This is a genomic window from Nonomuraea sp. NPDC050328 (genome assembly GCF_044459405.1).
GTDB lineage: Bacteria > Actinomycetota > Actinomycetes > Streptosporangiales > Streptosporangiaceae > Nonomuraea.
In genome coordinates, this window is record NZ_JBITIW010000001.1 from 1,191,368 (window position 1) to 1,209,179 (window position 17,812).

Annotated in this window: 20 protein-coding genes; 5 read left to right on the top strand and 15 right to left on the bottom strand. The window is 70.1% G+C overall.

Translation table 11 applies throughout. From position 1 onward, the window contains the following. Nucleotides 1–69 precede the first annotated feature (69 nt). A complete protein-coding gene (argG, locus tag ACIBG7_RS05580) occupies nucleotides 70–1,518 on the top strand; it encodes an argininosuccinate synthase (RefSeq protein WP_357915295.1) in 1,449 nt (482 codons plus the stop codon). On the opposite strand, the gene ACIBG7_RS05585 is transcribed toward argG, so the two are convergent. From ACIBG7_RS05585 to ACIBG7_RS05630, 10 genes are all read right to left on the bottom strand, one after another. Next, on the bottom strand, nucleotides 1,515–3,491 hold the full coding sequence (locus tag ACIBG7_RS05585) for a sensor histidine kinase (RefSeq protein ID WP_397335261.1): 1,977 nt from the start codon (nucleotides 3,489–3,491) through the stop codon (nucleotides 1,515–1,517). The genes argG and ACIBG7_RS05585 overlap by 4 nt on opposite strands. A gap of 124 nt (nucleotides 3,492–3,615) precedes the next feature. Further along, nucleotides 3,616–3,924: a DUF1416 domain-containing protein gene (locus ACIBG7_RS05590; RefSeq protein WP_357915289.1), complete on the bottom strand. Its 309-nt coding sequence runs from the start codon at nucleotides 3,922–3,924 to the stop codon at nucleotides 3,616–3,618. Then, nucleotides 3,924–4,763: a sulfurtransferase gene (locus ACIBG7_RS05595; RefSeq protein WP_357915286.1), complete on the bottom strand. Its 840-nt coding sequence runs from the start codon at nucleotides 4,761–4,763 to the stop codon at nucleotides 3,924–3,926. Before ACIBG7_RS05595 ends, ACIBG7_RS05590 begins: the two co-directional genes overlap by 1 nt. Next, nucleotides 4,760–5,161 (bottom strand): DUF4395 domain-containing protein, encoded by a 402-nt coding sequence (locus ACIBG7_RS05600; protein WP_357915283.1) that lies wholly within the window; start codon nucleotides 5,159–5,161, stop codon nucleotides 4,760–4,762. Before ACIBG7_RS05600 ends, ACIBG7_RS05595 begins: the two co-directional genes overlap by 4 nt. A gap of 57 nt (nucleotides 5,162–5,218) precedes the next feature. Further along, complete coding sequence (locus ACIBG7_RS05605; protein WP_397335263.1) at nucleotides 5,219–5,332, bottom strand: putative leader peptide; 114 nt, start codon at nucleotides 5,330–5,332, stop codon at nucleotides 5,219–5,221. Nucleotides 5,333–5,335: 3 nt separating this feature from the next. Further along, a complete protein-coding gene (locus ACIBG7_RS05610) occupies nucleotides 5,336–5,674 on the bottom strand; it encodes a thioredoxin family protein (protein WP_397335345.1) in 339 nt (112 codons plus the stop codon). Between the two features lie 173 nt (nucleotides 5,675–5,847). Next, nucleotides 5,848–6,597 carry an anti-sigma factor family protein gene (locus ACIBG7_RS05615; protein ID WP_397335346.1) on the bottom strand — a complete coding sequence of 250 codons (750 nt, stop codon included), beginning with the start codon at nucleotides 6,595–6,597 and terminating at the stop codon, nucleotides 5,848–5,850. After that, complete coding sequence (locus ACIBG7_RS05620; RefSeq protein WP_357915280.1) at nucleotides 6,597–7,109, bottom strand: sigma-70 family RNA polymerase sigma factor; 513 nt, start codon at nucleotides 7,107–7,109, stop codon at nucleotides 6,597–6,599. The genes ACIBG7_RS05615 and ACIBG7_RS05620 overlap by 1 nt, the downstream gene beginning before the upstream one ends. A gap of 52 nt (nucleotides 7,110–7,161) precedes the next feature. Further along, complete coding sequence (locus tag ACIBG7_RS05625) at nucleotides 7,162–7,830, bottom strand: DUF2993 domain-containing protein (protein WP_357915278.1); 669 nt, start codon at nucleotides 7,828–7,830, stop codon at nucleotides 7,162–7,164. Nucleotides 7,831–7,852: 22 nt separating this feature from the next. Then, nucleotides 7,853–8,104, bottom strand: a complete 252-nt coding sequence (locus tag ACIBG7_RS05630; RefSeq protein WP_397335265.1) for a MoaD/ThiS family protein — start codon at nucleotides 8,102–8,104, stop codon at nucleotides 7,853–7,855. Between the two features lie 126 nt (nucleotides 8,105–8,230). On the opposite strand from ACIBG7_RS05630, the gene ACIBG7_RS05635 reads away from it, so the two are divergent. After that, entirely contained in the window at nucleotides 8,231–8,941 is a 711-nt protein-coding gene (locus ACIBG7_RS05635; RefSeq protein WP_357915272.1) for a response regulator transcription factor, read from the top strand. Here the strand turns inward: ACIBG7_RS05635 and ACIBG7_RS05640 are convergent. Beyond that, nucleotides 8,881–9,393 (bottom strand): Lrp/AsnC family transcriptional regulator, encoded by a 513-nt coding sequence (locus ACIBG7_RS05640; RefSeq protein WP_357915269.1) that lies wholly within the window; start codon nucleotides 9,391–9,393, stop codon nucleotides 8,881–8,883. The two genes, ACIBG7_RS05635 and ACIBG7_RS05640, sit on opposite strands and share 61 nt — an antisense overlap. A 108-nt stretch (nucleotides 9,394–9,501) precedes the next feature. Between ACIBG7_RS05640 and ACIBG7_RS05645 the strand changes: the two genes are divergently transcribed. The 3 genes from ACIBG7_RS05645 (at nucleotide 9,502) to ACIBG7_RS05655 (ending at nucleotide 14,668) form a co-directional block, all read left to right on the top strand. Next, complete coding sequence (locus ACIBG7_RS05645; RefSeq protein WP_397335266.1) at nucleotides 9,502–12,792, top strand: indolepyruvate ferredoxin oxidoreductase family protein; 3,291 nt, start codon at nucleotides 9,502–9,504, stop codon at nucleotides 12,790–12,792. A 10-nt stretch (nucleotides 12,793–12,802) separates the two neighbouring features. Further along, complete coding sequence (locus ACIBG7_RS05650; protein WP_397335267.1) at nucleotides 12,803–13,927, top strand: acyl-CoA dehydrogenase family protein; 1,125 nt, start codon at nucleotides 12,803–12,805, stop codon at nucleotides 13,925–13,927. Nucleotides 13,928–14,020: 93 nt separating this feature from the next. Continuing rightward, entirely contained in the window at nucleotides 14,021–14,668 is a 648-nt protein-coding gene (locus ACIBG7_RS05655; RefSeq protein ID WP_397335268.1) for an HAD family hydrolase, read from the top strand. Here the strand turns inward: ACIBG7_RS05655 and ACIBG7_RS05660 are convergent. From ACIBG7_RS05660 to ACIBG7_RS05675, 4 genes are all read right to left on the bottom strand, one after another. After that, nucleotides 14,665–15,909, bottom strand: coding sequence for a tyrosine-type recombinase/integrase (locus ACIBG7_RS05660; protein WP_397335269.1), 1,245 nt, complete (start codon nucleotides 15,907–15,909; stop codon nucleotides 14,665–14,667). The genes ACIBG7_RS05655 and ACIBG7_RS05660 overlap by 4 nt on opposite strands. Before the next feature lie 4 nt (nucleotides 15,910–15,913). After that, a complete protein-coding gene (locus tag ACIBG7_RS05665) occupies nucleotides 15,914–16,093 on the bottom strand; it encodes a helix-turn-helix transcriptional regulator (RefSeq protein WP_397335270.1) in 180 nt (59 codons plus the stop codon). Next, nucleotides 16,090–17,424 carry a replication initiator gene (locus ACIBG7_RS05670; protein WP_397335271.1) on the bottom strand — a complete coding sequence of 445 codons (1,335 nt, stop codon included), beginning with the start codon at nucleotides 17,422–17,424 and terminating at the stop codon, nucleotides 16,090–16,092. Before ACIBG7_RS05670 ends, ACIBG7_RS05665 begins: the two co-directional genes overlap by 4 nt. 201 nt (nucleotides 17,425–17,625) lie before the next feature. Continuing rightward, entirely contained in the window at nucleotides 17,626–17,802 is a 177-nt protein-coding gene (locus tag ACIBG7_RS05675; protein ID WP_357915251.1) for a hypothetical protein, read from the bottom strand. Nucleotides 17,803–17,812: the final 10 nt, after the last annotated feature.

The window sequence follows — 17,812 nt, forward strand, 5'->3', positions numbered from 1 at the left end:
GGTTGCGGGATGAGCCGCGTGACCAGCGAGGGTTGCATAGTCATGCGGTGGAGTGTATATATTTCTATTGTGTCTAAGGTGCTCACCTCCCTACCTGTCGGCGCCCGAGTGGGAATCGCGTTCTCCGGCGGCCTCGACACTTCCGTGGCCGTCGCGTGGATGCGCGCGAAGGGTGCAGTGCCCTGCACCTACACCGCCAACATCGGCCAATACGACGAACCCGACATCGAGTCCGTGCCCGGCCGGGCCGAGGCCTACGGCGCCGAGATCGCGCGCCTGGTCGACTGCCGCGCCGCCCTGGTCGAGGAGGGCCTGGCCGCCCTGGCCTGCGGCGCCTTCCACATCCGTTCCGGCGGGCGCGCCTACTTCAACACCACGCCGCTCGGCCGCGCGGTCACCGGCACCCTGCTGGTGCGCGCGATGCTCGAGGACCAGGTGCAGATCTGGGGTGACGGCTCGACCTTCAAGGGCAACGACATCGAGCGGTTCTACCGCTACGGCCTGCTGGCCAACCCCTCCCTGCGCATCTACAAGCCGTGGCTCGACGCCCAGTTCGTCAGCGAGCTCGGCGGGCGTAAGGAGATGTCGGAGTGGCTGCTGGAGCACGGCCTGCCGTACCGTGACAGCGTCGAGAAGGCCTACTCCACCGACGCCAACATCTGGGGCGCCACCCACGAGGCCAAGTCGCTGGAACACCTCGACACCGGCATCGAGATCGTCGAGCCGATCATGGGCGTCCGCTTCTGGGACCCGTCGGTCGAGATCGCGGCCGAGGACGTCACCATCGGCTTCGAGCAGGGCCGGCCGGTGACCATCAACGGCAAGGAGTTCGCCTCCGCGGTCGACCTGGTGCTGGAGGCCAACGCCATCGGCGGCCGGCACGGCCTGGGCATGTCCGACCAGATCGAGAACCGCATCATCGAGGCCAAGAGCCGCGGCATCTACGAGGCGCCCGGCATGGCCCTGCTGCACGCGGCCTACGAGCGGCTGGTCAACGCCATCCACAACGAGGACACCCTCGCCGCCTACTACACCGAGGGCCGCCGGCTCGGCCGGCTGCTCTACGAGGGCCGCTGGCTCGACCCGCAGGCGCTGATGATCCGCGAGTCGGTGCAGCGCTGGGTCGGCATGGCCGTGACCGGCGAGGTCACCCTGCGGCTGCGCCGGGGCGAGGACTACTCGATCCTCGACACCCGCGGCCCGGCCTTCAGCTACCACCCGGACAAGCTGTCCATGGAGCGGGTGGAGGAGCCGGCCTTCGGCCCGGTCGACCGGATCGGCCAGCTCACCATGCGCAACCTCGACATCGCCGACTCGCGCTCGCGGCTGGAGCAGTACGCGCGGCTCGGCCTGGTGGGCAGCCAGCACCCGATGTTGCTCGGCGTGCAGCAGGCTCCGCCCACCGCGCTCATCGACGGGATGACCGAGGGCGGCGCCGACGCGATCACCTCCAGCTCGGCCGACCCCGAGGCGGAGGCGCTGCTGGACAGCGCCGCCATGGAGTTCGGCGTCGACTAGGCCGCGCCGCTCAGCGGGAGCAGGGCCTCGACGGTGGTGCCGCAGGGGCCCGAGCTGATCACGCAGGAGCCGCCCAGCTCCGCCGCGCGCTCGCGCATCGAGGCCAGTCCCACCCCCTTGCGGTGGTGGGACGGCACGCCCGAGCCGTCGTCGGAGACGGTCAGCCGCAGCTCGCGGCCGTTGGCCGCCAGGTGGATGCGGTAGTTCGAGGCCCCCGCGTGGCGGCGGGCGTTGGTCAGCGCCTCCTGCGCGATCCGGTAGGCGGCCACCTCCACCGCGGCGGGCAGGCCGTCGAGCTCGCCCTCCGAGGTGACCGTGGTCGCCGGGTCAGGCCCGGCCAGCTCGGTGATGGCCCCTGCCAGGCCGAGGTCGTCGAGCGCGGGCGGGCGCAGGCCGTACACCAGGGCGCGCAGGTCGCCGCTGACCGCGTCCATGCCGCTGCGCAGGTCGCCGAGGAGGATGTCGGCCTCGGCGGGCGAGCGGCGCAGGTTCACCCGGGCGATGTTGAGCGTCATCGCCAGCCCGGACAACGTCTGGCCCAGCCCGTCGTGCAGGTCGCGGCGCAGCCGGCGGCGTTCCTCCTCGCGGGCGCTCAGGATGCGCTCGCGCGAGCGTTGCAGGTCGGCGGCCATCCGCACCGCGTGCGCGACGTCGGCGACGTACGGCAGCAGCGTCCGCACCACCCGCTCGTCGTGCGCGTCGGCGAAGCGGCGCGACTCCGGCCGCCCGATGGTCAGGCTGCCGACCAGCTCGCCGTGCCACACCAGCGGCAGCACCCGGGCGCCGGGCCCCGGCTCGCCGCTGCGCACTTGCGAGGGCACGCCTTCGGGCACGTCCACCGACACCCCGTCCACGGCCAGGCCGTCCCGCACCACCGAGATGACCGCGGCCAGCGCCTCGGCGGGGTCGGCGGTGCGCAGTTCCTGGGTGAGCCGCTGGGCCAGCAGCGCGGGGTCGCCGACCGGCCCGTACATCGCGCGGTCCACCGCCCGTTGCAGCGCCTGCCGGAGCGGCTGGAAGAAGGCGCCGGCGAACAGCGCGGCGGTCAGCCCGGCGATCTGGTGGTACTCGGCGACCAGGAGGCTGGCCACCGCGCCGACCGCGAAGTAGACCGCGCCGACCACCAGGACCAGCCCGGCGGCGACCAGGGTCCGGCTGATCACCGTGTCGATGCCGAACAGCCGGTAGCGCAGCACCGAGAAGACGATCGCGACCGGGATGAGCGCGGTCCAGATCGTGGTGGCGAGCCAGAACTCGCCGCCCAGGATCAGGAAGAGCACGTAGATCGCGAAGGCGGCCAGGGGCCAGGCGATCTGCCGGCGCATGGCCGGGTCGGCCCGGCGCAGCCGCAGCGCCAGCGAGACCAGCGCGGTCACCACGCACGCGTTCACCGCCCAGAACAGCACGACGGTCGCCGACAAGTACTGCTCCACGGTGAAGCCGGGCAGCGCGAGCGGGTTGGGGATGAGCTCGGGATACGGGTAGCGGGCCAGGTCGGGATCGGGCCGGACCACCCGGTTCAGGGCCTGCAGGACGCTGATCACCATGGCCGCCACCACGAACCACCGCCAGCGCGGCGACGGCAGCCGCCCGGTCGGCGAGTAGAGCGGCAGCACGATCGCCGAGAGGCCGCCACCGAGCGCCCAGAAGGTGACGCTGATCGGGCGCAACCAGCCCGCCGCGACCACCTCCCCGGTGGAGGCGAGCTGGAGCATGACCGTCTGGATCAGGACCATGAAGGCCATGAGCAGGCCGCCGGCCAGCATCAGCCGGCCCAGGATCAGGTCGGGACGGCGGCGCAGCAGCAGCGCGCCCAGCACCGGGAAGGCCAGGCCGGCCGGGTAGTCGGGCGTGACCGGCGGGTCCGGCGCCCAGGCGGCCGGCAGGCGGAGCTGGATGAGGACGGCCAGAAGGACGGCGACGACGGCCGCCGCAGCGGCCGTCCCGGCGACAAGGGGGTGTCTTCTGTCCATGTTGGTGGCGATTATGGCCTTTGACGAGGGTGTTCGTCTCCCCCGTCTCACCGGAGCCGCTCCAGCCGGGGGAAAACCGGCAGGGCCGGCGCGTCGCCGCACCGGCCCTGCCAGAAGAAAAGGATCAGACGGCGACCGCGAGCTGCGCGATCTCCCCCTGCTTGGCCTGGACCGCCACGTCACGGGTGACGCCGCCGCCGGCGATGATCCGCACCGTCCAGTCGCCGGGCGCGGCGAAGAAGCGGAAGATGCCCTCGTCGGAGACGACGACCTCGCCGGTGAACTCACCGGAGTGGTCGAGCAGGCGGGCGTAGGCCGTCCCGCCGGTGCCGGTGACGACACCCTGGATGACCGCCTGCGTCGACAGGTCGATGCCGGCGGGGAGTTCGATGGTCTGCTCGGGCGCTGCGCAACCCTGGGCGACAACGGACATCAGCGGGCCTCCCCCAACTCGATCGGCACGCCCACGAGCGAGCCGTACTCGGTCCACGAACCGTCATAGTTCTTCACGTTGGCCTGGTCGAGGATCTCGTGCAGCACGAACCACGTGTGCGCCGAGCGCTCCCCGATGCGGCAGTAGGCGATGGTGTCCTTGCCGAAGTCGACGCCCGCGCCCTGGTAGAGCTCGGAGAGCTCGGCGTCGGACTTGAAGGTGCCGTCGTCGTTGGCCGCCTTGGACCACGGGATGTTGCGGGCGGTCGGCACGTGGCCGGCGCGCTGCGCCTGCTCCTGCGGCAGGTGGGCCGGGGCGAGCAGCTTGCCGGTGAACTCGTCGGGCGAGCGCACGTCGACCAGGTTGAGCTTGCCGATCGCGTTCACCACGTCGTCGCGGAAGGCGCGGATCGCCACGTCCTGGTCCTTGGCCACGTAGGTGGTGGCCGCGCGGGCCGGGACCTCGGTCACGAGCTCGCGGGAGTCGAGCTCCCACTTCTTGCGGCCGCCGTCGAGCAGCTTGACGTTCTCGTGGCCGTAGAGCTTGAAGTACCAGTACGCGTACGCGGCGAACCAGTTGTTGTTACCGCCGTAGAGGACGACCAGGTCGTCGTTGGCGATCCCGCGCTCGGACAGGAGGGCCTCGAAGCCCGCCTTGTCGACGAAGTCACGGCGGACGGGGTCCTGCAGGTCGTCGCGCCAGTCGATGCGGACGGCGCCGCGAATGTGGCCCTTGGCGTAGGCGCTGGTGTCCTCGTCGACCTCGACGAGCACGACACCAGGGGTGTCGAGGTTGGCCTCGACCCAGTCGGCGTCCACCAGTGCGGCGGAACGGCTCATGAGACTCTCCCGGGTTGTAGACGGCGAATGATCAGGTACATCTCGCAGCCGAGGCAGAATCCGAAGGCTGCGTTGAGGAAGGCGGCGAGGAGAGCCGCTGCCGTGGCCCCGAAGGCCAGCGGCGTGATCCCGGCGACGAATCCGATCAGCCCCGCGACCGCGAAGACGAACCCGACGGCCTGCGCGAACCGCGGCGGGCGAGGGTCTTCGGTCTCCTTCGGCGGGCTGGTGAGCAACCGCCTGGCGATCATCCCGTACGGCTGGCGCCAGAGCGCCCCGAGGGCGAACACCACGGCTTGGGCAGCGAGCAACCAGCCGCTCTCGAAGATCAGGACGAGAGCGAGAACGAGGGTCGTCGTGGCCGCGCCGAGGCGTAGTGCTCTGGGATCAGCACGCATCGGAGATGCTCCTGAAGGGGTCGGATGGGGCGGATCTCAATCCGCGCGGGACCGTCCTCAGGCAGCGCGACAGAGCGCGGTGGCCACGCGGCAGAAATCAACCGCGCGCCGCTTCGTGAGCAGCTCTGTCGTGGGGTTCATGTCCACGACACTACAGGGCGGTCTCGCCATCTGTCACTTGTCGTCCGATTGATGAGATGAATCATGAGACACCGCCAGCCCGAGCGCGGCGATGACGTCGGCCTTCCGGGGCTGGCCGGAGGCCTTTTTCACCACGTCACCGCGGGCGTCGAGGACCAAAACGGTGGGGGTGCGCATGATGTCGAGCGTCCGTACCAGGTCGAGGCGGGCCTCGGCGTCGATCTCGACGTGCCGCACGCCGGGGACCATCGCGGCCACCTCGTCCAGGATGCGGCGGGTGGCGCGGCAGGGCTGGCAGAAGGCGGTGGAGAACTGCACCAGGGTGGCGCGCTCGCCCAAAGGCACGCCGATGGCCGCCTCGTCCAAGCGCATCCCGCCCGCCTTCCTGTCGCGCAGCCTGCCGTCGCGGCTTCGCCGTACGAGGGCTATGGCCAGGCCGGCGGCCAGGGTGGCCAGCACGACCCACAAACCGTTCACGACCTCTCCAACCCCGCCGAGCCTTCCGCTATTTCGCCGGGCCTTCCGCTATTTCGCCGGGCCTTCCGCTATTTCGCCGGGACGACGGTGAGGACCGTTCCGGCGGCGTCGACCAGGCGGAATCCGGTGATCGCGGCCGGCGGGATCCGGGTCCGGAGCGTGAAGGTGGCCGAGGGCCGGCTGTAGCCCTGTTCGAGGCGCCAGGGCGCGGTGGCGTCCTCGGTGCCGTCGCGGCCGAGGACGACGACCCGGCACTCCACGCCGGGCGGCGCCCCGGCGACGGTGAGCCGCAGCCGCGAGCCGGTGCCCGCCGGCGTGGCGATCACACTGGCGCTCACGCTCGCCGCGGCGGCGAACGTGTCGGCCTGGGTGGCACTCCGCTTCGACTCCGCGGGGGGCTCCTCAGGCGCGACCGCCACCGAGGGCGCGTCGTAGCTCTCCTGGCTCTGCGCGGCCGGCGCCCCGCCGGCGTTGGTGGACGCCAGCTCGCCGGAACGCTGGGCGGCGTTCCAGACCGTGCCGCCGACGACCAGCACCGCGGCCGAGGCGGCGACCGCCATCAGCCAGCGCCCGCGCCGGTTGCGCCGGGCCTTGGTGGCCAGCAGCCGGTCGAGCACCTGCGGCGGCGGGCTGGCGGCCAGCTCGATGTCCTTCTCGGTGACCTTGGCGAGCACCGGCGGCAGCGACGCCAGCCCGGTGAACTCCTCCAGGCACGCGTCGCAGGTCGCCAGGTGGTCGTCCACCTCGGCGGCCTCCTCCGGCTCCAGGGCGCCCAGCGCGTGCGCGCCCAGCGACAGCCGTACCTCCTCGCAGGTCATCACGGTGCCAGCCCCCGCTCCTCCAGCGCGAGCTTCAGCGCGCGCAAGGCGTAGTAGGTGCGCGACTTGACCGTGCCCGGCGGGATGCCCAGCGTCTCCGACGCCTCCTTCACCGATCTCCCCCGGTAGTAGACCTCCTGCAGCACCTCGCGGTGGTCGGGCCGCAGCGCGGCCAGCGCCTCCGCGATGGCCCAGGACTCCACCGCGCGCTCCAGTTCGTCGTCGGCGGGGACGACGGCCAGGGCCTCGTCGCCCGTCTCCGGCGGGCGGGCGCGGCGGGCCCGGTGCTGGTCGACGACCAGGTTGCGGGCGACGGTGAACAACCACGCCCGGATGGGCCGCCCGGTGAGCGCGTCAGGGTGCCGCCAGGCCCGCAGCAGCGTCTCCTGCACGACATCCTCCGCTCGCCCGGCATCCCCGGTCAGCCGCAACACGTAACCGTAGAGCGGCCCGGCGTGTTCCTCGAACAGCGTTCTGACGAGTTCCTCGTCGGCTGTCCCCGCCGGGCTCACTTCTTTCCCCCCACGGTCCTCATCACGTACGGCGGGGCGATCCGGTTCGATGTCAGCCACGGATCGGCACGTCACTCGCCTCGGCCGAGAGCTCCAGCCCGCCCGGCACGCTCTTGAGCGAGGTGACCTTCACGTCGAAGGGCAGCTTGCCCTTGAAGTTGATGGTGTAGGACACCATCCGCGCCAGCGCGTCGGGCACGCCTTCGATCTTCTCGGCGATGACCTTGATCGCTCCGTCGCCGGCCAGCTCGACGCGCATCGTGGCGTTGAACTTGAAGCGCTGGGCGCCCACCGGCAGCTCGCCGGTGGCCATCAGGCGGTCGCCCTGGGCGTTGACCTTGATGCCCTCGGGGGCGAAGCGGTTGATGGTCTCGTTGGTGATCACGCCGGTGATCGCGACCCGCTCGGCGATGATGTTGGCCCGGTTCTGGAGCACCTCCATCAGCGGCGCGCGCACGTTGAAGGCCGCGCCGCGCAGGTCCTTGATCGGCACGCCGGCGTAGGTGAGCGTGCCGAGGTCGAAGCGGACCTCCTGATAGAGGCCGGAGGCGGCCTGGGTCAGGAAGGGGATGCCCTCGATGGAGACGGTCGGCGTCCGGTCCACCTTGGTGGCGGCGGCGATCCGGTTGGCCAGATCCCGCTCCACGCCGGCGACGACGACTCGGTCGCCGATCGCCAGGAGGGCGATCAGCACAATCAGGAAGAAGAGGAACTTCCGCACAGTGACTGAGCCTCCCAGACAATCAACCGCCCGCGAAAGGCGGCAGAACTTCGACCGTCACCCCGTCCCCCAGGAGGACCTCTTCATGCGCCCGCCTGCCGACCGGATCGCCGTCGACGAGGAATGATGATCTTTTCACGACCGTGGCAAGAGTCTCACGATTCCGTGTGATTTTGGTCATGAGTTCGGCCAGCGAATTCGCCTCACAGATCTCCTCACCCACACCCGCCGCCTCTTTCGCGGCCGCCCAGTATCGAATGGTTACCGTGGCCATGAATTCCTCACATCTCAATGGGTGGTCCGTGATGGGACGTGAACGACCCACTGGGTTATCCTCACCTACGGGACCTGGGCGATGCAGCCCCCGGGTCCTTCTGTGTTTACAGGGAGGTCACCTGCGATGAGCAACCTGCTCCTGCTGACGAACGCCCTCGAACCGTCCTCCGAGGTGCTTCCGGCCCTGGGGTTGCTCCTGCACTCGATCCGGGTCGCGCCGGCCGAGGCCGCGGCGCTGATCGACGCGCCTCCCGCGGACGCCGTCCTGGTCGACGCGCGCCGCGAACTGGCCCACGCCAAGAGCCTGTGCCGGCTGATCCGCACCACCGGCGTCGACTGCCCGCTGCTGGTGATCGTCACCGAGGGCGGCCTGGCCGCGATGAGCGCCGAGTGGGGCGTCGACGACGTGCTCCTGGAGTCGGCAGGACCGGCCGAGGTCGAGGCCCGGCTGCGGATGGCCACCGGCCGCCTGGCGCTGTCCTCCACCGAGGCGGCGCCCGACGAGATCCGCAGCGGCGACCTGTCGATCGACGAGGCGACCTACACCGCGCGGCTGCGCGGACGCGCGCTCGACCTGACCTTCAAGGAGTTCGAGCTGCTGAAGTACCTCGCGCAGCACCCCGGGCGGGTCTTCACCCGCGCCCAGTTGCTGCAGGAGGTCTGGGGCTACGACTACTTCGGCGGCACCCGCACCGTGGACGTGCACGTGCGGCGGCTGCGCGCCAAGCTCGGGCCGGAGAACGAGGCCCTGATCGGCACCGTGCGCAACGTGGGCTACCGGTTCGTGCCCGACCGGGGCGGCTCCGACCAGCGCGAGTCGCTCTCCCTGGCCTGATCGCGGCGCGGCAGCGTCTCCCGGCTCCACGAGCCGAGCACCATCAGCGTCTTGGTGCCGGTCACGTTCCCCGCCCGCCGCAGGTTGTCGATCACCTGCTGGAGGTGGTCGAGGTCGCGCGCCCGCACATGGATGAGCGCGTCGGGGTCACCGGCGATGGTGAACACCTCCTCCACCTCGGGGAAGCCGGTCGTGGTCCGGACGATCTCCCCCACCGGCGTGCTGCCCGAGTAGCGCATCTCGGTGAAGGCCTGGATGCCCCAGCCGAGCTTGGCGTAGTCGATGCGGGCGGTGAAGCCGGTGATCACCCCGAGCTCCCGCATGCGGTCCACCCGCCGTTTCACCGCGGCGACCGACAGCCCGATCACGCCGGCCATCTCCGAGAAGGTCCGGCGGCCGTCCTCGCGGAGCAGGCGGATCAGCCGGTGGTCGATGTCGTCGAGGTCTTCCACGCAAGGTAATCTAGCTATTCCCAGCAGCGAAGCAAACTATTTGCGTCTTTTTCCCAGTTTGTCGTGCGATACTTGCGCACCTGGTAGCGCGGTTGCTCCACTTGGCCCGTGACCGTGCACCTTGACGACAAGTACACCGCGACCGAGGGCCGTGTGCTCATCTCCGGCATCCAGGCGCTGGTACGGCTGACGCTGGAGCAGCGGCGCCTCGACGAGGCCCGAGGTCTCAACACCCGCGTCTTCGTCTCCGGCTACCAGGGCTCGCCGCTCGGCGGGGTGGACCTGGAGATGGCCCGGGCCGCCCGCTTCCTCGACCCGGCAGGCGTGGTCTTCCAGCCCGGCCTCAACGAGGAGCTAGCCGCCACCGCCGTGGCCGGCACCCAGTTGCTCAAGGAGACGCCCGGCGCCCGCCACCAGGGCGTCACCGGGTTCTGGTACGGCAAGAACCCCGGCCTCGACCGGGCCGCCGACGCCATCCGGCACGCCAACCTGGCCGGCACCTCCGCCCACGGCGGCGCGGTCGCCTGGATCGGCGACGACCCGGGCAGCAAGTCCTCCACCGTGCCGAGCTCCTGCGAGCCGATGTGCCAGAGCCTGGCCATGCCGCTGCTCGCGCCCGGCTCGGTCGCCGGGATCATCGAGTTCGGGCTGCACGCGGTGGCCATGTCGCGGGCCAGCGGCCTGTGGGTCGGGCTGAAGATCGTCGCGGACATCGCCGACGCCTCGGCCACCGTCGACCTCGCCCTGCCCGAGCTGCCCGGCGTCGACCGGCCGGACACCCCCGCGCCCACGCTCGTCGGACCGGCCTCGCTCGACGCCGAGTACGACCAGCTCACCCGTAGGCTCGCGCTCGCCCGCGCCTACGCCCGCGAACATGGGCTCAACCGCGTCGTCGGCGACTCCCCCGGCGCCACCCTGGGCATCCTCGCCTCCGGCACCAGCTTCGCCGTCGTCCGGCGCGCGCTGTCCGACCTCGGGCTTCCGGAGGAGCGCTTCCGGCTCATCGAGCTCGGCATGCCGTACCCGATCGACGCCGACCACCTCGCCGAGCTCACCTCCGGGCTGAAGACCGTCCTGGTCGTCGAGGACAAGGTGCCGTTCCTGGAGAACCACCTCAAGGCCGCGCTGTACGGCAGGACCGACCAGCCGGACGTCGTCGGGCGCGAACTCCTCACCGCGCGCGGCACGCTGGGCGCCGAGGACGTGGCGGGGGCGCTGGCCAAGCTCGTCCCCGACGTGGCCGCGCCCAAGCGCCCGCGGCCGAGCCGCAACCTGCCGCTCGTCGCCTCGCGCACGCCGTACTTCTGCTCCGGCTGCCCGCACAACATCTCCACCCGCACCGCCGACGACACCCTGGTCGGCGTGGGCATCGGCTGCCACGCGATGATCGCGCTGGCCGGCGACGGCCGCGGCAAGCAGGTCGGGCTCACCCAGATGGGCGGCGAGGGCGCGCAGTGGATCGGCCTGGCGCCCTTCACCGACGACCGGCACTTCGTCCAGAACCTCGGTGACGGCACCTTCCACCACTCCGGCTCGCTGGCGGTCCGCGCGGCGGTCGCGGCCGGGGTGACGATGACCTACAAGCTGCTCTACAACGACGCGGTCGCCATGACCGGCGGCCAGCAGGCCGAGGGCAAGCTCGACATCCCCACGCTGACCCGCTGGCTGGCCCTGGAAGGCGTGCGGCGCGTGGTGATCACCACGCCGACGCCCGAGACCTACCGCGGCGTCCGGCTCGACCCGGTCGCCACCGTCCGGCACCGCGACGACTTCGCCGAGGTCGAGAAGGAACTGGCGGCACTCGACGGGGTGACCGTGCTGATCCACGACGACCGGTGCGCGGCCGAGGAACGCCGGCTGCGCAAGCGCGGCAAGGTGCCGAGCGTGGCGGAGAAGGTCGTGGTCAACGAGCGGGTCTGCGAGGGTTGCGGCGACTGCGGCGACGTCTCCACCTGCCTGTCGGTCCAGCCCGTGCAGACCGAGTTCGGCCGCAAGACGCGCATCCACCAGCCCTCGTGCAACTCCGACCTGAGCTGCCTCAAGGGCGACTGCCCCTCCTTCCTGCTGGTCACCCCCGGTAAGAAGGCCAAGCGGGCGATCCCGCCGGTCGGCGACCTGCCCGAGCCCACGCCGCGCTTCCACGGCGACGTCGTCGTGCGCATGCCCGGCATCGGCGGCACCGGCGTGGTCACCGTCTCGCAGATCCTGCAGATGGCCGCCCACCTCGACGGCCTGCACGCCGCCGGGCTGGAGCAGACCGGCCTGGCCCAGAAGGGCGGCCCGGTCGTCAGCGACGTGCGGATCTCCGCGAGCCCGCTGACCGGCTCGGTCAAGACCACCCGCGGCTCCGCGGACGTGCTGATCGGCTTCGACCTGCTCGGCGCCGCCGCCGACGGCAACCTGGCCGGAGCCCGCGCCGGGCACACCATCGCGGTGATCAACACGGCCGTCGTGCCCACCTCGGCCATGGTCACCGGCCTCACCCCGCTGCCCGGTTCACCGGACGCCGCGCTGGAGCGCATCGAATCGGCCACCCACGCCGCCGAGAATCTCTACGTCGACGCGCAGCGGCTTTCGGAAGAGCTCTTCGACGACCACATGCCGGCGAACATGCTGCTGATCGGCGCCGCCTACCAGCACGGCTGCCTGCCGGTCACGGCCAAGGCGGTCGAGGAGGCCATCCGGCTCAACGGCGCGGCGGTCGAGAAGAACCTCGCCGCCTTCAACCACGGCCGCGCCGCCGCGCTCAAGGCCGCGACCGACTCCTCCAGCGAGACTCCGGCCTCGCTGGAGGAGACCATCGCCCGGCTCGCCGACGACCTCACCGGCTACCAGAACGCCACCTACGCCCGCACCTACACGACCGAGGTCCGGCGCGTCGCCGACCTCACCGCCGGGTACGGCGACGCCATCGCCCTCGCCTACGCCCGCGGCCTGCACAAGCTCATGGCCTACAAGGACGAGTACGAGGTCGCCCGCCTGCACCTCGACCCCGCCGAGCAGGCCCGCCGCGACGCCGAGTTCGGCCCCGACGCCCAGGTCGCGGTCCTGCTCCACCCGCCGCTGCTGCGCGCCATGGGCATGAAGCGCAAGATCAAGCTCCGGCGTACGGCGGGGCCGGCCTTCCGGGCGTTGCGCGCGCTCAAGGGCCTGCGCGGGACGTCCCTGGACGTCTTCGGCTACGCCAAGGTCCGCCGCGTCGAACGCGAACTCATCACCGAATACCGCGACCTCGTCCACCAGGCCCTCGCCGCCCTGACCCCTGCCACCGCCGAACAGATCGCCGAGATCGCCGCGCTACCCGAGATGATCCGCGGGTACGAGGACATCAAGCTCGCCCGGGTCACCGAATACCGGGACCGAGCCCGTACGGCTCTCGCCGCCCTGCCCACCACGTAAGGGAGACACCATGGCCGTCGACCGCCTGCTGCCCACCCAGGAGGCCCGCGACCTGCTCGACCTCGTCCGCGACCTGGCCGACAAGGAACTCGCCACCCGGGTCGAGGAGCACGAGCGCAACGAGACCTACCCCACCGGCCTCTTCCGCACCCTCGGGGCCGCCGGGCTGCTCAGCCTGCCCTACCCCGAGGAGCAGGGCGGGGGCGGCCAGCCGTACGAGGTCTACCTGCAGATGCTGGAAGAACTCGCCGCGCGGTGGGCCGCGGTCGCGGTCGCGGTGAGCGTGCACACCCTCGCCTGCTACCCCGTGGCCACCTTCGGCACCCCCGAGCAGCGCGCCGAGGTGCTCCCCACCCTGCTCAGCGGCGACCTCGTCGGCGGCTACAGCCTCTCAGAACCCCAGGCCGGATCCGACGCCAACGCCCTCACCTGCAAGGCCGTGCCGGTCGAGGGCGGCTACCAGATCTTCGGCAACAAGGCGTGGATCACCCACGGCGGCATCGCCGACTTCTACGCCCTCTTCGCCCGGACCCCCTCCGGTGTCTCCTGCTTCCTCGCCCCCGGCTCCGCGCCCGGCCTGACCTTCGGCAAGCCCGAGGAGAAGATGGGCCTGCACGCCGTCCCCACCACCAGCGCCTTCTGGGACGGAGCCGTCCTCGAACACGACCGCCTCATCGGCGAGGAGGGGCAGGGGCTGCGCATCGCCTTCAGCGCCCTTGACTCCGGCCGCCTCGGCATCGCCGCCTGTGCCACCGGCCTGGCCCAGGCTGCTCTCGAGGCGGCTGTGGCTTACGCGAAGGAGCGGACCACCTTCGGCCGGCGGATCATCGACCACCAGGGGCTTGGGTTCCTGCTCGCTGACATGGCCGCTTCCGTCGAGTCTGCCCGAGCCGTCTACCTTGACGCCGCCCGGCGGCGGGACGCTGGGGTGCCTTACACGCGGCAGGCCAGCATCGCGAAGCTGGTGGCCACCGACGCGGCCATGAAGGTGACCACCGATGCGGTGCAGGTGTTCGGGGGGTATGGGTATACGCGGGAGTTTCCTGTTGAGCGGTATATGCGGGAGGCGAAGATCATGCAGATCTTCGAGGGCACCAACCAGATCCAGCGCTTGGTGATCTCTAGGCATCTGTAGAGCTGCGGGAACGGCGCTTGGGTTGTCTGGGCGCCGTTGGGTGGCAGGGCTCTGTTCCGTCGGCGTTCCGTGGGACGCCTAGGATCCCATTCTGTGCAGCGGCTCGCGCTCTTCGATCTCGACAACACGCTTCTGGATCTGGATGCGGCGTTCGCCGTGTGGGCTGAGGAGTTCGCGGCTGTCTTTGGATTGGGACCGGAGGCGGCTGCGTTCCGGATCTCGCTCGACCGTGACGGACACCCGCATCGGGAGGCGTTCTTCGGCCAAGTGCGGGTGCGGTTTGGGCTCCCTGACTCCGTCTCGGAGCTGTGGGCTGGGTATCGCCGGCGGATGCCACACCTCGTGCGTGTGCGCCCCGAGGTCTTCGACGGGTTGGCCCGGCTGCGGGAGGCTGGGTGGAAGGTGGCGATCGTCACCAACGGAACGGCGGACAACCAGCTCGGCAAGATCCGTGAGACCGGCTTGATCGATGTTGTCGACGCTTACGCGCTGTCTGGGTTGGAGGGTGTGCGCAAGCCGGACGCCAGGCTTTTCGAGATCGCTGCGCAGCGGTGCGGGATGGAGCTGGCCGGCGGTGGCTGGATGGTTGGCGACAACCTCACTGCGGACATCGAGGGGGCTTCCGCGGTGGGGTTGCGGACGGTCTGGGTTGATCGGGGCGCGTGGCCAGGGTGGAAGCACGAAGCGGACCACGTCGTCACTGACGTGGTCCGCTCGTTTGAGATCCTGCTGGCAGGTTAGGCGGACTCGATCTTCCTGGGGTGGAAAAGTCGCTTGTCGATGGCTTTGCGGGCACGGTCGTGGGAGCCGGGCATCATGTGGGCGTAAACGCGGAGCGTGAAGCCGGGGTGGGCGTGGCCTAGGTACTCGGTGAGTTCCTTGACTGACACTCCCCCGGTCAGCATGACGCTGGCGTAGTAATGCCGTAACTGGTGGAGGCCCTCCTTCCTCGTCGTGGTGTAGCGCGCTCGCTTGCGGGCGTCCTGCGCTGGAGGTGGGATGACCCCGGCCTTGACGAGTGCGGGTTTCCAGACGAGTTCGCTGTAGCCGCGCGAGCGGATGTAGCGATCATCTGTCCAGCGGAAGAGCAGGTTGCAGGTGCGCGGAGTGCCGGTCAGCTTCTCCCAGGGGAGGGTGCAAGGTAAGGGCGGGAATTTCGCCACGTGTGCGCGAACGGCAGCAGCCGCCCAGTCCGGCAGGGGAACGATGCGTTCCTTGTCGTTCTTGGGCAGCGCGAACACGAACTTCGAGCCGAGGCGCTTGAGTTGCCGGCGGACTCGGACGAGGCCCTCGTCGAAGTCGACATCCTCCAGGGCCAGGCCGAACAACTCCCCCTGGCGGAGTCCGCATGCGGCACCGATGATCGGCAGGAGCCGGAAGAGCTCGCTGTGGGCGTCGATCACCGCCAGAACGCGCTGATCCGACCAGGCGATGATTTCCTCAGTGGTTCGCTTGGGGACTTGGACGATGGGCGACTTGGCGGGGCTGCGCTTGATTGCCTCGTCAGCCACCGCGAGACTCAGTGTGCCCTGGAGGACGAGGAAGGCCGTGTAGACCGTCGACGTCTCGAAGCGGCTGCTCAGATCGCTGATCCAAGCCTGGATCTGTGAAGGTTTGATGCTCTTCACTTGGCGCTTGTCGAACACGGGGGCAACGTGCAGGCGATGGATGTACTCGTAGCGGATCTTCGTCGAAGGGTCGACGACACGAGAGCCCAGCCAGCGCGCCGCCACTTCCCCGAAGAGGATCTTTCCGGCATGAGGATCGACGTACTCACCGCGGATGACGTCCGTCCGCATCTCGTCGGCCTTCTTGTCAGCGTCTGTCTTGCGCTGGAAGGCTTCCGAGACCTCCTTACCGTTGGGGTCGAGCCAGACGGCCAGCCAGCGTTTGCCTCTGCCGTACCGCGTAGTTCTTGCCTTCTCGGTTCGGCCGTCCGCGTGGCGGATGGTCTTGGTCCAAAGATCTTTTACATATGCCATTGCTCTACTCCTGCTCGTTGACCCAGGCCAAGACGTCAGCGGGGAGGTACCTGAGATGGCGGCCGATCTTGCGGCCACGCGGACCAGTGCGGTGGTGGCGCCATTGGTAGAGAGTCGCCACAGGAACTCCGAGAAACGTGGCGACGTCGTCGACGCTCCACATTCGGGGTGGGGTGCTGGTCATCCAGCACCTCCTGATAAAGCCGCGGCGATGATCTGGTCGGCCCTGGAGAGGCCCTTGCCGACGTAGACCCAATGCGAGATCACGCGCACCGTGTCGTGGTCGAACAGTGGGAGGCGGCCGGTGGTGATGGCTTCGGCACGCTCGTGGTCGATGCGCTGCGTGTGGAGGTCTTTCCGGGTGAGGGAGTAGGCGCGGGATTTGGTGGCGAAGTGGCCGCGGAAGCCGAGCATGTGCGCCCACTGGATGAGCCGGAGGTCTGCCAGGTCGTCGAGCTGGCCGAGGCGCATGCATTCGGCGATAAGGCGTCTTGCGTGGTTGCGGATGGGCAGCGCGGTTAGGTCTTCTGCGGGACTGATACGTCGGTCGAGGGTGCCGACGCATTCGGAGGCTTTGGTGGCGTACTTGGCGATGTAGCCGGCGACCGCCTGCTCGGTCAGGTCTCCGGTTGTGGTGATCGGGCGTATGTCGAGCTGTCGGCCCCAGCGGAAGGGGCGGACGACGGTGGGGATGATGACCGAGACGGCGCCGACCGCATGCTGTACGGCATCGGCGAGCGCATCGGCCGTCGCCCAGGGCGGGGGCGGCGTGGTTGGGCCGTCTGGCCCGTCGAGGCGGATGACGGCGTGGAAGTGCACGACGCCGCGGCGCTGGTATTCGGCGACTTTGGCGAAGGAGACGCGGACGTGGTCACGCAGTTCGCGGAGGGTCAGCCCTGCGGTTTTGGCGAAGCGGCGGCGCAGGGCTTCGGTGAAGCGGCGCCAGAGCTCGGGGGCGATGGCGTTGAACAGGACGGCGGCCGAGTAGTTGTAGCAGTCGGGGCACAGTGGTTCGCCGAGGCGGGGGTCGTTGATGCTGTGGCGCGTTGAGCAGGTGGTGGAGCGCCCGTGCGGGCAGGACTGGGCGTTGCGGCGAGGGCGGCAGGGCAGCAGCTTGCCGTGGCGTTGGCGACGGGTGTGGACGCTGCCAAAGCTGGGGGCGGTGAGGGTGACGAAGAGCGCGGGGTGAGTGGTGACGGAGGTGGGAACGCCCTTACCGCCGGCCAGGCCCGCACGGATGAGCTGGTAGGTGTCGGCGCGGTAGGTCTCGGCGCAGGAGGGGCAGCGGGAGGCGCGGCGGGTCTTGCAGGGCAGTCGCAGGGTTCCGTAGGGCTCGGTGGCGGTGGTGTAGCTGTGGATGCGCGTGCCGGTGGCGGGGTCGATGTACAGGACGTGGCCGCGCATGTGGATGGGCTGTCGGCAGCCGCCGGTGCGGCGGATTTGGCCGGCCCAGCGGCCGAATTGGGGATCGCGGAGCCGAGCGATGATCTCGGCAGCCACGGCGGAGGTTGGCATGATGGGGAGGTCCCTTCCGGGCTGTGAGGTTCGGTGCGGGATGGCCCCCGACGTGACGGACGTCTTGGCGGATGTGTGGTCACGCCGGGGGCGCTGGGGTTCAGCAGAAGCCTTGGCCGTCGCAGTCGAGGCAGGTGCTTCCTTCGCCTGCTACGCCGGTTCCGCCGCAGGAAGAGCAGCGGTCGTGTGGTGGGAGCGGGGTCATTTGCTCCACCAGCCTTCGCGTTGAGCGGGGGCGGTGTTGAGGTAGACGCATCGGGCGTAGGGCCGGCCGCTGACGGGGGCAATGTTGGAGACGGTTCCGATGGGCAGGGTTGCGCGGAGCCGGGCGACAGCGTAGGCGATCTCTGCCTCGGTGCCCTCAATGCGGATACGCATGGTGATCAGT